This window comes from Streptomyces sp. NPDC002181, assembly GCF_042890485.1.
Lineage (GTDB): Bacteria > Actinomycetota > Actinomycetes > Streptomycetales > Streptomycetaceae > Streptomyces.
In genome coordinates this window covers 361097-374774 of the sequence record NZ_JBIASC010000002.1, presented here as the reverse complement: position 1 = coordinate 374774, position 13678 = coordinate 361097, and the positions used below count along the sequence as shown (strand labels likewise).

At 73.7% G+C, this 13678-nt stretch carries 13 protein-coding genes and 1 tRNA gene; 10 read left to right on the top strand and 4 right to left on the bottom strand.

The window, feature by feature from the left end; translation table 11 throughout:
• Positions 1–38: 38 nt before the first annotated feature.
• Genes ACFYXV_RS07900 through ACFYXV_RS07880 form a run of 5 tightly spaced genes read left to right on the top strand, consistent with a single transcriptional unit; the run spans position 39 to position 3720 of the window.
• Positions 39–1700 carry an ATP-binding protein gene (locus ACFYXV_RS07900; protein ID WP_389382322.1) on the top strand — a complete coding sequence of 554 codons (1662 nt, stop codon included), beginning with the start codon at positions 39–41 and terminating at the stop codon, positions 1698–1700.
• 35 nt (positions 1701–1735) lie between these two features.
• On the top strand, positions 1736–2164 hold the full coding sequence (locus tag ACFYXV_RS07895; RefSeq protein WP_383338725.1) for a roadblock/LC7 domain-containing protein: 429 nt from the start codon (positions 1736–1738) through the stop codon (positions 2162–2164).
• A 23-nt stretch (positions 2165–2187) separates the two neighbouring features.
• Positions 2188–2577, top strand: a complete 390-nt coding sequence (locus tag ACFYXV_RS07890; protein ID WP_385475556.1) for a DUF742 domain-containing protein — start codon at positions 2188–2190, stop codon at positions 2575–2577.
• Positions 2555–3184: an ATP/GTP-binding protein gene (locus tag ACFYXV_RS07885; RefSeq protein ID WP_385475514.1), complete on the top strand. Its 630-nt coding sequence runs from the start codon at positions 2555–2557 to the stop codon at positions 3182–3184. Before ACFYXV_RS07890 ends, ACFYXV_RS07885 begins: the two co-directional genes overlap by 23 nt.
• Positions 3181–3720: a GAF domain-containing protein gene (locus ACFYXV_RS07880; RefSeq protein ID WP_389382321.1), complete on the top strand. Its 540-nt coding sequence runs from the start codon at positions 3181–3183 to the stop codon at positions 3718–3720. Before ACFYXV_RS07885 ends, ACFYXV_RS07880 begins: the two co-directional genes overlap by 4 nt.
• Here the strand turns inward: ACFYXV_RS07880 and ACFYXV_RS07875 are convergent.
• The gene (locus ACFYXV_RS07875) at positions 3695–4612 is read right to left on the bottom strand and encodes a transketolase family protein (RefSeq protein WP_389382320.1); all 918 of its coding nucleotides are present in this window, start codon (positions 4610–4612) and stop codon (positions 3695–3697) included. The genes ACFYXV_RS07880 and ACFYXV_RS07875 overlap by 26 nt on opposite strands.
• 11 nt (positions 4613–4623) lie before the next feature.
• Positions 4624–5325, bottom strand: coding sequence for a transketolase (locus ACFYXV_RS07870; RefSeq protein WP_385475520.1), 702 nt, complete (start codon positions 5323–5325; stop codon positions 4624–4626).
• A 135-nt stretch (positions 5326–5460) separates the two neighbouring features.
• Here ACFYXV_RS07870 and ACFYXV_RS07865 point away from each other — a divergent pair.
• A tRNA-Pro gene (locus ACFYXV_RS07865) sits at positions 5461–5534 on the top strand.
• 129 nt (positions 5535–5663) lie between these two features.
• Here ACFYXV_RS07865 and ACFYXV_RS07860 read toward each other — a convergent pair.
• Positions 5664–6098: a VOC family protein gene (locus ACFYXV_RS07860; RefSeq protein ID WP_385475522.1), complete on the bottom strand. Its 435-nt coding sequence runs from the start codon at positions 6096–6098 to the stop codon at positions 5664–5666.
• 384 nt (positions 6099–6482) lie between these two features.
• Between ACFYXV_RS07860 and ACFYXV_RS07855 the strand changes: the two genes are divergently transcribed.
• From ACFYXV_RS07855 to ACFYXV_RS07840, 4 genes are all read left to right on the top strand, one after another.
• Positions 6483–6701 carry a hypothetical protein gene (locus tag ACFYXV_RS07855; RefSeq protein WP_383338514.1) on the top strand — a complete coding sequence of 73 codons (219 nt, stop codon included), beginning with the start codon at positions 6483–6485 and terminating at the stop codon, positions 6699–6701.
• Positions 6702–6772: 71 nt separating this feature from the next.
• Complete coding sequence (locus ACFYXV_RS07850; RefSeq protein ID WP_389382319.1) at positions 6773–7579, top strand: hypothetical protein; 807 nt, start codon at positions 6773–6775, stop codon at positions 7577–7579.
• A complete protein-coding gene (locus ACFYXV_RS07845; protein ID WP_389382318.1) occupies positions 7576–9771 on the top strand; it encodes an NHLP family bacteriocin export ABC transporter peptidase/permease/ATPase subunit in 2196 nt (731 codons plus the stop codon). Before ACFYXV_RS07850 ends, ACFYXV_RS07845 begins: the two co-directional genes overlap by 4 nt.
• 46 nt (positions 9772–9817) lie before the next feature.
• Positions 9818–12721, top strand: a complete 2904-nt coding sequence (locus ACFYXV_RS07840; protein ID WP_389382470.1) for an NHLP bacteriocin export ABC transporter permease/ATPase subunit — start codon at positions 9818–9820, stop codon at positions 12719–12721.
• Between the two features lie 37 nt (positions 12722–12758).
• Here the strand turns inward: ACFYXV_RS07840 and ACFYXV_RS07835 are convergent, their stop codons facing one another.
• A complete protein-coding gene (locus ACFYXV_RS07835; protein ID WP_389382317.1) occupies positions 12759–13478 on the bottom strand; it encodes a YitT family protein in 720 nt (239 codons plus the stop codon).
• Between the last annotated feature and the right edge of the window lie 200 nt (positions 13479–13678).

Sequence of the window (13678 nt, the reverse complement as noted above, 5' to 3'; positions counted from 1 at the left end):
GGAACCCTGGGGGCCCGGGCCCCACGTAGAGGACGCCGATGTCCGGACTCCGCGCCGCCCGCCACGCCCCGTCGAGACACGCCGCCACCGGTCCCGCCCGGCAGATAAGGCCCCAGCTGGTGCGCGCCGCCCTGCTGCCCACGCTCGCGGCCGCCCTCAGCGGAGCCGCTGCGGTGATCTTCACGCTCCAGCTCGGCGGGGGCGCGGGGGAGCGGGACGCCCGGCTGTGGCCGGTCCTGGCGGGCTGCGCCCTGCTCGTCGCCGGTGCGATGGCCGCGGCCCTGCTGGGGGCCCAGCGCTCCGCCAAGGCCGTACGGGACCGCTGCGAGGCCCTGCGCCGCTCCAGCGTGCGCGGACGCCAGGAGCTGCGGACCGCCGCCGAGCGGCTGGAACGGGGCGAGCCGCCGATCCGCCCCGCCCGCGGCGGCCCGACGGCGCCACCGCCCGGCACCGACCCGGCCCGGGTCGACGAGTTCTGGCTGCTCTCCCAGGAGCTGCGCGGCGCCCGCGAACACGCGCACACCACCCTCGTGCGGCTGGCGGGCCCGGCCGCGCCGTCCGACAGCGACCGCAAGGTTGAGGTGTTCGTCAACCTCGCACGCCGGCTCCAGTCCCTCGTGCACCGGGAGATCTCGCTGCTCGACGGGCTGGAGGACACGGTCGAGGACCCCGATCTCCTCAGGGAGCTCTTCCACGTCGACCACCTCGCCACCCGGATCCGCCGCCACGCCGAGAACCTGGCCGTCCTCGGCGGCGCCGCCTCCCGGCGCCAGTGGACCCGGCCCATCGACCTGAGCGAGGTGCTGCGCTCCTCCGTCGCGGAGGTCGAGCAGTACACGCGGGTCAAGGTGGTTCCCCCGGCGGGCGGCACCGTGCGCGGGCACGCCGTCGCCGACGTGGTGCACCTGCTGGCCGAACTCGTCGAGAACGCCACCGTGTTCTCCGCGCCCGACACCGACGTGGTGCTGCGCGCCGAGCGGGTCACCGCGGGCATCGCCATCGAGGTGGAGGACCGCGGACTGGGCATGCCGGCCGCCGAACAGCACCGGATGAACGCCCTGCTCGCCGACCCCGACCAGATCAGCGTCCGGCAGCTGCTGGCGGACGGGCGGATCGGCCTCTTCGTGGTCGCGGCGCTGGCCCGGCGGCACGGGATCGCCGTGGAGCTCAAGTCCAACATCTACGGCGGCGTGCTCGCGGTGCTGGTGCTGCCGCAGGAGCTGCTGGGGGCGGAGGCGCCGAGCGCCGCCGACGCGCTCGGGGGCTCCCGGGCGACCTCGTGGGGGACCGGGGACGGGGGCGCCGGGCTGCCCCCGCTGGAGCCCGTACGGGTCCCGGTGCCCCGGCCGCAGCCGCAGGCACGCCCGGAGCCGCAGCCGCGGGCACGCCCGGAGCCCGGGCCGGAGGTGCGGAGGGAGCCCGAGCCCCAGCCCGAGCCCGAGCCGGTCGCACCGACCTGGGCGGCGCCGCCCGCGCCGGCTCCGCCGGCCATGGCGGTGGTCTCCGTACCGGCCGCCCGCACGGATCCCGACCGGCCGGCCCTGCCCCGCCGCCGGGCCCAGCACCACCTCGTCCCGCAGCTGCGCGACGCCCCCGCTCCGCGGCCGGCCGACGCACCCGAACAGCCCGTCCACGACCCGGGCCTGATGGCCGCCTTCCAGCGGGGCTTCGGCCTCGCCCAGTCGGAGAACCAGCCATGACCCCGACCTCTCACCCCGGCAAGGAGCGCACCACCATGGGCGGCGAAGCGGCGACCAAGACCAACCGGCTCTCGGACCTCGACTGGCTGCTCAGCGGCCTCGTCCAGCGGGTCCCCTACACGCGCAGCGCGGTCCTGCTCACCGCGGACGGCCTCGTCACGTGCGTCCACGGCCTCGACGACGACAGCGCCGACCACCTGGCAGCCCTGGCCTCCGGGCTCTACTCGCTCGGGCGGAGCGCCGGATCCCGGTTCGGGGACGGCGCGGGGGTCCGGCAGGTGGTGGTCGAGCTCGACAGCGCACTGGTGTTCGTGTCGGCCGCCGGCGCCGGCACCTGCCTCGCGGTGCTGGCCGACCGCGAGGCCGACGCGGGCGTCCTCGGCTACGAGATGGCGATGCTCGTCAAGAGCGTCCGGCCGTACCTGGCGGCCCCGCCGCGTCGGCCCGTCGGCGACCCGGAGTGACGTGCGCCCGCGCCGCGTACGGCTTGGGAGCTCCGCGCGACACGCCCTGGCTCGACGATTCGGCGGGCCGGGTGATGCGCCCGTACACGGCGAGCGGAGGACGGACCCGCCCGGCCGCCGCACTCGACCTGCTGTCCCTGGTGAGCGCGACGGGCGTGCGGCCGCGCGGCCCGCTCGGCGCCGAGCACACGCTCGCGCTGCGCTTGTGCGCCGGCTCCGCGGCCGTCACCGTCGCCGAGGTGGCCGGTCAGCTGCGGCTGCCGGCGGTGGTGGTGAAGGTGCTGCTGTCCGACCTGATGGAACACGGGGCCGTCACGGCGCAGTCGCCGCGGTTCCCGGGCGGCGGATACGTCGCCGCCGACGACCAGAACCTGCTCCGGGCGGTGCTCGATGGCCTACGCCGACGACTGTGACACCCGCACCGCCCCCCTCCTGCCCGCGACGCTGAAGATCCTGGTCGCGGGAGGGTTCGGGGCGGGCAAGACGACCTTCGTGGGCGCGGTGAGCGAGATCGAGCCGCTGTGCACGGAGGAGCTGCTCAGCGGGCTGAGCGAGGGCCCCGACCCGCTCGAAGGGGTCGAGGCGAAGACCTCGACGACCGTCGCGCTCGACTTCGGCCGCCTCACCCTGGACGAGCGGCACGTGTTGTACCTCTTCGGGACGCCGGGACAGCAGCGGTTCTGGTTCCTGTGGGAGGAGCTGTGCGCGGGCGCGCTCGGCGCGGTGGTCCTCGCGGACACGCGCCGGCTCGACGACTGCTTCCCGGCCGTGGACTTCTTCGAGCGGCGCGGCATCGGGTTCATCGTCGCCGTCAACGAGTTCGACGAGGCCCACCGCTACACCCCCGACGAGGTGCGGGAGGCGGTGGGCCTCGGGCCCGAGGTGCCGGTCGTGCGGTGTGACGCGCGGCTGACCAGCTCGGGGACCGGGGCGCTGGCCGCCCTCGTCCAGCACCTGCTCTTCACGGCGGCGGTGCAGTCGCCGGGATCCTGGAACCAGGAGGGGGGAAACCCGCGATGACGTACTACGAGTCGACCGGACACCTGCTGCTCACACCGGTGGACCGGGAGGCACCCGCGCGCACGGTCCGCCTGCGCGAACTGGGCCTGGGGGAGCGGACGGACACCGAGCTCGACGCCTTCGCCCGGCAGATCGCCGACGTACTGGCGGCGCCGTACGCGGGCGTCAACTTCATCGGTGAGGAACGGCAGTTCTTCGCCGGGCTGCACCACGCCCCGGACGCCCCGGCGAGCGGCTACCCGGCGCGGGTGCTGCCCCGGGACCACGGGTACTGCCCCCACGTGGTGGTGCGGCGCCGGGCGCTGGTGCTGGAGGACGTACGGGACTTCGCCCGCTTCGCGGGCAACGCGGTGGTGGACGAGAGCGGGGTCCGGTCGTACGTGGGCGCGCCGCTGATCGACCGGACGGGGACCGTCCTGGGCACGGTGTGCGCGGTGGACGTGGAGCCCCGCCGGTGGGGGGTGCAGGGGCTGGCGACGGCCAAGTCCCTGGCGGCGGAGCTGCTGGAGATCATCCACGGGCGGGAGGACGGATGAAGGCGCCGATCCGCCGGCGGAGGGAGTGCGGGTCCAGCCCGTGCGCGGCGGTGTGCTCGTCCATCGTGCCGTAGCGGCGGAGCTCGGAGCGCCCGACGCCGAGCCCGAGGATCCGGTGCGGGACCTCCGACAGGGCCTCGGCGGCGGCCGCCGTGGAGGTGCCGGCCAGGTACGGCTCGACGAGGACGACGTCGGCCGTGCCCCGGCCGACGGCCCCGCGCAGGGCGGCGTCGTCGAAGGGCCGCACCGTGGTGGCGTACAGCACGGTGACGTCCAGCCCCCGCGTCGCGGCGAGCACGTTGTCCAGCAGCGGGCCGACGGCGACGACGACGGCGGCGCCCGGGCCTCCCTCCCGTACGGTCCGCAGGCCCACGCCGTCCACCGGGCGCGGCGCGGCGTTCGACTGCTGCGAGAGCCGGACGTAGACCTTGTCGTCCCCGGCGGCGTAGGCGTGGCGCAGCAGGGCCTCGGCCTCGTCCGGATGGCCCGGCACGTGGACCGTCCAGCCTTCGAGGGTGTCCATCAGGGCCACGTCGCCCGGCGCCATGTGCGTGAGCCCGCCGGCCGGCCAGTCGTAGCTGGCGTTCGCGCTGACCAGGACCCCGCCCGTGCCCTGGTGCCCGAAGTCCAGCTTGATCTGCTCGAACGGCCGCTCCACCAGGAAGCTGGCGAAGGTGTGCACGATCGGCCGCAGCCCGGTCAGCGCCAGCCCGCCGCCTACCCCGATGAGCAGCTGCTCCCGGATCCCGACGTTGACCACCCGTTCCGGATGGCGCTGCTGGTCGGGCCGGAACCCGTCCATGGTGATCTCGGCGAGCACGAGTGCCAGCCGCGGATCCTCGTCGAGCGCCCGCGACGTGACGGAGACGAACCGCTCCCGCATGTTGTCCACGATGAACCCCTCTACTGCTTCTTCTCGACACGGGCGACGACGGCGTGCGGCCGGCCCGGATGCGGTGTGGTGAAGGCGGCGTGCAGCGCCTCGTGGTCCCGGCCGTCGACGGTCACCGCCGACCAGCCGGCGGCCTCGAAGCGGGAGGCGATCCCGCCGCGCCAGCCGTGGGTCGCGGAGTCGTTGTCGATCACCACCGTGTGCAGCCGCTCCAGACCGGCGGCGCCCGCGTAGGCGATGGCCTCGTGGTTGCTGCCCTCGTCGAGCTCCGCGTCCCCGATCAGCACCCAGACCGCCGGCTCGTGCAGCCCCTGCGCCCGCAGCCCGAGCGCACTCCCGACGGCGAGCGGCAGCCCGTGCCCGAGCGAGCCGCTGCCGATCTCCACTCCGGGGACCAGCGTGCGGTCCGGGTGGTGGCCCAGCGGGGAGTCGTACGAGCCGAAGCCGTGCAGCCAGTCCGCCGGGAAGAACCCCTTGGCGGCGAGTACGGCGTAGTACGCCATCGGCCCGTGCCCCTTGGAGAGCAGGAACCGGTCCCGCCCGGGCTCCTCGGCGTCCTCGGGCCGCACGCGCAGCACCCGGTCGTAGAGCACCCACAGCACGTCGAGCGTGGAGTGAGCGGCGGGCCCGTGCTTCTCGGCCCCGGTCATGAGCGCGATGAGCCGGCCCAGATCGTCGTAGCGGAACCCCGTGTCCGCGGTTGCCTGTGTCATGCACCGATCGTGCAACCTCAAGTCCGCTTGAGGTCAAGCGCCCCGATCCGGGGGAAGGTGCGCGCGACCACCCCGCGAAGTGCGGTATTGTTCTCGTGCGCGTTCAACCCGGGGAAACCCCAGGTCAGCGCGCATCGGGACGTGGCGCAGCTTGGTAGCGCACTTGACTGGGGGTCAAGGGGTCGCAGGTTCAAATCCTGTCGTCCCGACTCGTGAGAGTCGTTGATCAGGGGCCGTGTCGGAATCATCCGACACGGCCCCTGATCGTTTTTCGAGGCCGGTGGGGGACCGGGCGGCTCCGGCGGCGGCCCGCGGAGCCGGCTTCCTCGCGCGAGCCTTCAGTCGAGGCAGAACTCGTTGCCCTCGACGTCCTGCATCAGGATGCAGGACTCGTTGTTCTCGTCGGCGGTCAGCACCTGCAGGCACACCGCGCCCAGCGCGGTCAGTCGTGCGCACTCGGCCTGGAGCGCGGCCAGGCGTTCGGCCCCCACGAGCCCGGTGCCGACCCGTACGTCGAGGTGCACCCGGTTCTTGACGGCCTTGCCTTCGGGGACCCGCTGGAAGTACAGCCGCGGACCCGCCCCCGAGGGATCGCTGCAGGCGAACCAGGAACCCCGGTCCTGCGGGGGCTGGGAGCGGTTGAAGTCGTCCCAGGTGCCGAACCCCGCCGGCGGCGGTGGTGCGACGTACCCCAACACCTCGCACCAGAAGCGGGCGACGCGCTCGGGTTCCGCGCAGTCGAAGGTGACTTGGACCTGCCTGATCGATGACATCGGCGCACCTTAGCAAAGGGGTTCGAGGCGCTCGTACGCAACGTGGTCGGGGCGTCGCACGGTGTCGCTCCCCGGAATCTTCACCCCGTGAAAGTGGAGGGGGTGCGTCCTGTTACATCCCCGGCGGATATGCCGTCCGGTTTGGGTGGTTGTGCGCGGTCGGCGTTCCGGGTCGCCCCCATGTGTTACTCGATCTTGTGGAGGGGGTGTGGTGATCCACCGGATTGATCGGAGAGTTCGTGTCGTACGTCGTCAGGCCGCCCCATTCGGGGTGTCAACGCGGTTGGCTCCACTGCTCGTTCGCGTGCTTTCATCTGTCCGGCGCGGGCGGTGAGGCCGCGCCGATCGCGAATTGATTCAGACGACTGAAAGGGTGCGCACATCATGCGTAACGACATCGAGACCCGTGAGATCGCCGACGACGAGCTGGACGCGGTTTCCGGCGGTGTCAGCATTTCCGGTGGCCTCGTCGGCGCCGTGACCGGCGACGTCTTCCACGTGGTGAACACGGTCACCTCGCTCCACACGGTCCAGGGCGTGCAGGCCCTGCCCGGCGCGGTCGAGGGCATCGTCGGCGTTCGCGCCGGTGTCGCCGGCCTCTGAGCCGGATGTCCGTGTGAGTGGACCCCGGGGCGTCATTCGTTCCGGGGTTCGCCGTGTGTGAAGGGGAGTTCGTGCAGTTTCGTCGAAAGGCGCTCTCCAAGCTGAATTCGGGCGACGAGCTTGATCTGCCCGTGCGCTTCGCCCGGCCCCAGGGGAAATTCGTGCTCGGTGTGAGCGTCCTCGTCATGGCCGTACTCGGTGTTTGGGTGTTCAGCGGGTCCGTTTCCGCCAAATTGAGCGCATCCGGAATTCTCACGCGTGCCCAAGGCAGTTACCTTCTCCAGAGCCCGTTCTCCGGACAGGTCACCGCCGTGCTCGCCCAAGAGGGCCGGCTGCTCCCGCCCGGTGCGCCGCTGCTCCAAGTCGCCACCGAGCAAGGCGAACGGACCGTGCGCGCCGTCGCCGGCGGGCGGGTGACGAGCCTGGTCGCCAAGACGGGCGCCGTCGTGGTGACGGGTGCGGACCTCGCCGTCCTGGAGCGGGTCCGGAGCGCCGACGAGCCGCTGGTCGCCGTGCTGTACGTGTCCGGTGCCGGTGGCGCGGACATCCGCGTCGGGGCCGTCGTCGACCTCGACGTGCAGTCCGTCCCCCGGCAGCGGTTCGGCGTGCTGCGCGGCCGGGTCAAGGACGTGGGGCGCGCGCCCCGGACACAGGCGCAGATCGCCGGCTTCCTCGGTGACGCCCGCCTCGCCGCGCAGTTCGCCCGCCAGGGCAATCCGATCGCCGTGCTCGTGCAGCTCGAAGGCTCCTCCGCGACCGCCTCCGGCTACCGCTGGTCCACCGCGGGCGGCCCCCCGTACCCCCTCGACTCCACGACGCCGGTCACCGGAGCCGTCCACCTCCCGGCACAGCGCCCCGTCGATTGGCTGCTCCCGTGACCGTCTCCACCCGCGGCCGCCAGCGCGCGCCGCGCCGTACGCCCCGTCCCGTACGCACCCCCACCGTGCTCCAGATGGAGGCGGTGGAGTGCGGGGCCGCCGCGCTGGCCATGGTGCTCGGCCACCACGGCCGCTTCGTCCCCCTCGAAGAGCTGCGCATCGCCTGCGGGGTGTCCCGCGACGGCTCCCGCGCCGGCAACCTGCTGAAGGCCGCCCGCGGTTACGGGCTGACCGCCAAGGGCATGCAGATGGACCTCGGCGCGCTCGCCGGGGTGAACCCGCCCGCCATCCTCTTCTGGGAGTTCAACCACTACGTCGTCTACGAGGGCACCGGCCGCCGCCTCGGCCGCCGGGGCGCCTACGTGAACGACCCGGCCAAGGGCCGCCGGTTCGTCCCCATGGAGGAGTTCGACACCGCCTTCACCGGCATCGCGCTCGTCTTCGAACCCGGCCCGCGCTTCCGCCGCACCGGCCGCAGGCCGGGCGTCATGAACGCCGTGCCGGCCCGCCTGCGCGGCACCTCTGGCACCATGCTCGCCGCCGTGCTCTCCAGCCTCCTGCTGGTGGCCGTCGGCGCGACGGTCCCCGCGCTGAGCCGTACGTACATCGACACGTTCCTCATCGGCGAGCAGACCTCCCTGCTCGGCGTGCTGTTCGCGGCCATGGGGGCGGCCCTCGTCCTCACGGCCGTGCTCACCTGGCTCCAGCAGGCCAACCTGCTGCGCGGCCGCATCATCTCCTCGACGCTCGGCAGCGCCCGCTTCCTGCGCCACCTGCTCCGGCTCCCGGTCGCCTTCTTCACCCAGCGGAACCCGGCCGACCTCGTCCAGCGCCTCCGGTCCAACGACGCGGTCGCCGAAACCCTCGCCCGCGACCTGGCCGCCGCGGGCGTGGACGCCGTGGTGGTCGTGCTCTACGCCGTCCTGCTGTGGACCTACGATCCGCAACTCACCGTCGTCGGGGTGCTCATCGCCCTGCTCAACCTCGTGGCCCTGCGGGTCGTGATGCGGCTGAGGGCCACCGGCACCCAGAAGCTGCGCGCCGAGAGCGCCCGGCTCACCAACACCTCGTACAGCGGCCTGCGGCTCATCGAGACGATGAAGGCCACCGGCGGGGAGAACGCCTTCTTCCGCCGCTGGGCCGGCCAGCACGCCGTCACGCTCGACGTGCAGCAGCGGCTCGGGGTCCCCAGTGCCTGGCTGGCCGTCGTAGCGCCCACGCTCGCCGCGCTCAACAGCGCGCTGATCCTCATGATCGGAGGCGTGCGCGCGGTGGAGGGGCACCTGTCGGTCGGCCTGCTCGTCGCCTTCCAGGCCCTCGTGACCGGTTTCACCGCTCCGATCACCCGCCTGGGCGGCGTGGCGGGCCGGATCCAGGACTTCGCGGCGGACGTGGCCCGGCTGAAGGACGTGGAGAACTTCCCCGTCGACCCGATCTACCTGCGCCCCGAGCCGCTCTCCGGCACCCGCCGGCTCAAGGGCCACGTGGAGCTGGAGGGCATCACCTTCGGCTACAGCCCCCTGGACGCGCCGCTGCTGAAGAACGTCTCGCTCACCGTCGGCCCGGGGCAGCAGGTGGCCCTCGTCGGCGGCTCGGGCAGCGGCAAATCCACCGTCTCCCGGCTGATTTCCGGCCTCCACACCCCGTGGGAGGGAGCCATCCGCATCGACGGGATGCGGCTGGAGGACATCCCGCGCGGCGCACTGGCCGCCTCCGTGTCGTTCGTGGACCAGGACGTGTTCCTCTTCGAGGGCACCGTCCGCGACAACGTCGCCCTGTGGGACCCCTCCATCCCGGACGAGGCCGTCCTCGCCGCGCTCCGGGACGCGGCCGTCCACGAGGTGGTCGCGCGCCGGGCCGGCGGCATCCACAGCCGCGTAGAGCAGGACGGGCGCAACTTCTCCGGCGGCCAGCGCCAGCGCCTGGAGATCGCCCGCGCCCTCGTGCGCCGCCCCAGCGTCATGATCCTGGACGAGGTCACCAGCGCCCTGGACGCGGCGACCGAGCAGATCGTCATCGACAACCTGCGGCGCCGCGGCTGCGCCTGCGTGGTGATCGCCCACCGGCTGAGCACCGTACGCGAGAGCGACGAGATCGTCGTACTCGACCGGGGCACGGTCGTGGAGCGCGGGCGGCACGAGCAACTGCTCGCCGCGCAGGGCGCGTACGCCGCACTGGTCAAGGAGCACTGACGTGGCGACCCCGCAGCCGCCCCACCCGACCTACCCGACCCACCAGGTGCATCAGACCCACGGAGCGGCGGATCCGGTCGTCGCGGCCCTCGGCGGCCTGGGCTCGGCCGTCGACTGCACGGGCCTGCGCAGCCTCTCCCTGGAGGGGCCGCTCGTCCTGTGGCTCGTCGTCCGGGGCGAGCTGGACCTGTTCGCCGTCGACGCCGCCCAGGAGGGCCACTGGCACTTCCTCGGCCGGCTGGAGGCGGGCACGCTGCTCCTGGGCCCGGTCGACGGGCCCGCGCACAGGCTGACCGGGCGCCCGCTGCAAGGCTGCGTTCTGCGCCGCGTGGAACTGCACGAGCTGCACCGGCCCGCGCACGTCGGATCCTGGGGCCGGCACGGCGAGTACGGCGAGTACGGCGGCCACGGGCAGTACGGGCAGTACGGGCAGTACGGCGAGTACGGCGGGCACGCCGAGCCGTGGCAGCCCGCGCCCAGCCCCCTGGAGGACGCCTTCGCCCGCGGCATCGGCCGGGGCCTTCGCGTGCTGTACCAGGCACCGCTGGAGGGCGGCCCGGACACCGCCGGCCGGGGCGGGGCCGACGAGGACATCCTGTGGATGCAGATCCCGCCGGGGAGCGTGCGGTACGGCGCCGTGTACGAGCCCCGGGACGGCGCGGCCACCGCGGGCGCGCTCCTCGTCGACGAGGCCGTGTGGCAAGGCATGGTCGACCGGCAGTACCGGCTGCTGTCCGCCCTGGACCGCCGCATCGAGCAGGACGAGCGCGCCCACGAGGACCGCACCGCCGCCGGGATCGAGGCCGGAGAGGCCGCCCGCAGCCGGGCGGACCGCGCCCTGCTCGCGTCCATCGGCCGCTCCCGCCGGGGAGCGCGCGGCGGCGCCGGAGACGACGCGACCTTCGCCGCGTGCCGCCTCGTGGCCGCCGAAGCGGGCATCGCCCTGACCGAACCCACCGACGCAGCGGGCGACTTGGGGCGCACGGACCCGGTCGAACGCATCGCCCTCGCCTCCCGCGTCCGCACCCGCCCGGTCAAGCTGGCCGGCCGCTGGTGGCGTGAGTACGGCGGCCCGCTGGTCGGCCGTCGCGCGGACGACGGCGCCCCCGTGGCCCTGCTCTGGCGCCGCGGCCGGTACGAGGCCGTCGACCCGGCCACCGGCGCCCGCGCGCCCGTCCGCCGAGGCGGCGCGGCCGCCTTCGCGCCGCACGCCGTCATGTTCTACCGCCCGCTGCCCGACCGGAAGCCGGGCCCGGCGCACCTGCTGCGCTTCAGCGTGCGCGGCAGCGGCCAGGACCTGCGCAGCCTGGTCCTCGGGGGACTCGGGGCCGTCGGGCTCGGCGCGCTCGTCCCCGTGGCCACCGGCCGGGTGCTCGGTACGTACGTACCGCGCGGTGAGGGCGGCCTCATCACGCAGACCGCGCTGGTGCTCATCGCGGCCGCGGTGGTCTCGGCCGCCTTCATGCTGCTCCAGAACGTCTCCGTCCTGCGGATGGAGGGCCGCATCGAGGCCACCTTGCAATCGGCCGTGTGGGACAGGCTGCTGCGGCTGCCCGTGACCTTCTTCGCCGGCCGCTCCACCGGGGAACTGGCCGCCGCCGCCATGGGCATCAGCTCCATCCGCAGCGTGCTGTCCGGCATCGTCTCGGTGTCCCTCCAGGCCGGCACCGTCGGCGCGATGAACCTCGTACTGCTGCTCGTCTACAGCGTGCCGCTGGCCCTGGCGGCGCTCGCCATGCTGACCGCCGTCGCCGCCGTCTTCCTGGGCCTCGGGCTCTGGCAGCTCCGCTACCAGCGGCAGTTGCTCCGGCTCGGCAACAAGCTGGACAACCAGGCGTTCCAGACCCTGCGCGGACTGCCCAAACTGCGCGTGGCCGCCGCCGAGAGCTTCGCGTACGCCGCCTGGGCGCGGGAGTTCGCCCGTACCCGCGAACTGCAGCAGCGCATCGGCCGGATCAAGAACGTCCTCACCGTCCTCAACGCGGTCTACCTGCCGCTCTGCACGCTCGCGATGTTCATGCTGCTCGCCGGGCCGGCCCGCGGCAGCATGTCCGCAGCCGAGTTCCTCACGTTCAGCACCGCCGTGACGATGATGCTGGCCTCCGCCACGCAGCTGACGGGCGCGCTCCTGTCGGCCGCCGCCGTGCAGCCGCTGTACGAGCAGGTCAAGCCGATCCTCGACGCGAGCCCCGAGGTACGGACCGCCGGCATCCGGCCGGGCGAGCTCGGCGGCGCCGTCGAGGTGCGGAACCTCTCGTACCGCTACGCCGACGACGGCCCGCTCGTCCTCGACGACGTGTCGTTCGCGGTGCGGCCGGGGGAGTTCGTCGCGATCGTGGGGGCCAGCGGCTGCGGCAAGTCGACGCTGCTGCGCATGCTCATCGGCTTCGACCGGCCGGCCTCCGGCAGCGTCCTGTACGACGGGCAGGACCTGGCCGCGCTCGACCAGGCGGCCGTACGCCGCCAGTGCGGTGTCGTCCTCCAGAACGCCCAGCCGTTCTCCGGGTCGATCCTCGACTGCATCCGCGGCTCCGGCACGTACTCCCCCGAGGAGGCGGCGGAGGCCGCCGCGCTGGCGGGGCTCGCGGAGGACATCAAGGCCATGCCGATGGGTCTGCACACCGTGCTGTCCGACGGCGGGGGGACCGTCTCGGGCGGCCAGCGCCAGCGGCTGATGATCGCCCAGGCCCTCATCGGCAGGCCGCGCGTCCTCTTCCTGGACGAGGCCACCAGCGCGCTCGACAACGAGGCGCAGCGCGTGGTCACCGAGTCGACCCGCGCCCTGCGCGCCACCCGCATCGTGATCGCCCACCGGCTGTCCACCGTCATGGACGCCGACCGGGTGATCGTGATGGCGGACGGCCGGATGGTCCAGCAGGGCCCGCCCGCCGAGCTGCTCGCCGACCAGACGGGTCCGTTCCGCGAACTGGTCCGCCGCCAGGTCGGGTGAGCCGGCCGGCCCGGGGCGGGGCCGGGCGGAGCGCCCGTCAGCCCCGGGCCGAAGCCGAAGCCGGTGCCGGTGCCGGTGCCTCCTGGGCCTGCTCCGGCGTGTCGGTCCCGTGCTCCGGCGCCGACCCGGCCACGGCCGGGGGCGCGGCCTGCGGCGGGAGGGCGAAGAGGCGGAGGAAGAGCTGGGAGAGCGGGCCGATGGCCAGGGCGTACGCCACCGTGCCCACGCCCGCCGTGCCGCCCAGCAGGACTCCCGCCGCCAGGACCGTCAGCTCGATGCCGGTGCGGACCAGCCGCAGCGAGCGCCCGGTCCGCCGGTGCAGCCCGGTCATGAGGCCGTCGCGCGGGCCGGGTCCGAAGCGGGCGGCGATGTAGAGGCCGGTCGCGACCCCGTTGAGGACGATGCCCGCCGTCAGCAGGGCGGCCTGGGCGAGCGTGCCGTGCACGTCCGGCAGCACCGCGAGCGTGGCGTCCATGGTCAGGCCGACGGCGAACACGTTGGAGACGGTCCCCAGCCCGGGCCGCTGCCGCAGCGGCACCCACAGCAGCAGGACCAGCGCACCGACGGCCACAGAGACCGTGCCGATGCTCCACCCGGTGCGCTCGGCGAGCCCCTGGTGGAAGACGTCCCACGGGTCCAGCCCCAGCCCGGCGCGGACCAGGAAGGCCGAGCTGGCGCCGTACAGCGCGAGCCCGACGTAGAGCTGCAGGAGCCGGCGGGGCAGGCGCCGCGCGGGGCGGGCGGGGGCGAGGGACACCGGTGAAGCCTTTCGGGGAGCCAAAGACCGACAGGTCTTACCGTGTGGCATCCCCCGGACGGCTCAACAGGGCCAATCCGAACCAAGTGGCCTTGAATCCGGTCGGCCGACCCGGGCGGCACCCCGCTGTGCCGGCCGCCGTGAGAACAGGCACATTTTCGACCCTTTTCGTCCGAATTGATGAATGCTGGTTGCCGGTC

Excerpts from the sequence above, each read along its gene's own strand:
- ACFYXV_RS07900 (WP_389382322.1), top strand. The coding sequence starts at position 39 with ATGTCCGGACTCCGCGCCGCCCGCCACGCCCCGTCGAGACACGCCGCC.
- ACFYXV_RS07895 (WP_383338725.1), top strand. The coding sequence starts at position 1,736 with ATGGGCGGCGAAGCGGCGACCAAGACCAACCGGCTCTCGGACCTCGAC.
- ACFYXV_RS07885 (WP_385475514.1), top strand. The coding sequence starts at position 2,555 with ATGGCCTACGCCGACGACTGTGACACCCGCACCGCCCCCCTCCTGCCC.
- ACFYXV_RS07880 (WP_389382321.1), top strand. The coding sequence starts at position 3,181 with ATGACGTACTACGAGTCGACCGGACACCTGCTGCTCACACCGGTGGAC.
- ACFYXV_RS07870 (WP_385475520.1), bottom strand. The coding sequence starts at position 5,325 with ATGACACAGGCAACCGCGGACACGGGGTTCCGCTACGACGATCTGGGC.
- ACFYXV_RS07860 (WP_385475522.1), bottom strand. The coding sequence starts at position 6,098 with ATGTCATCGATCAGGCAGGTCCAAGTCACCTTCGACTGCGCGGAACCC.
- ACFYXV_RS07855 (WP_383338514.1), top strand. The coding sequence starts at position 6,483 with ATGCGTAACGACATCGAGACCCGTGAGATCGCCGACGACGAGCTGGAC.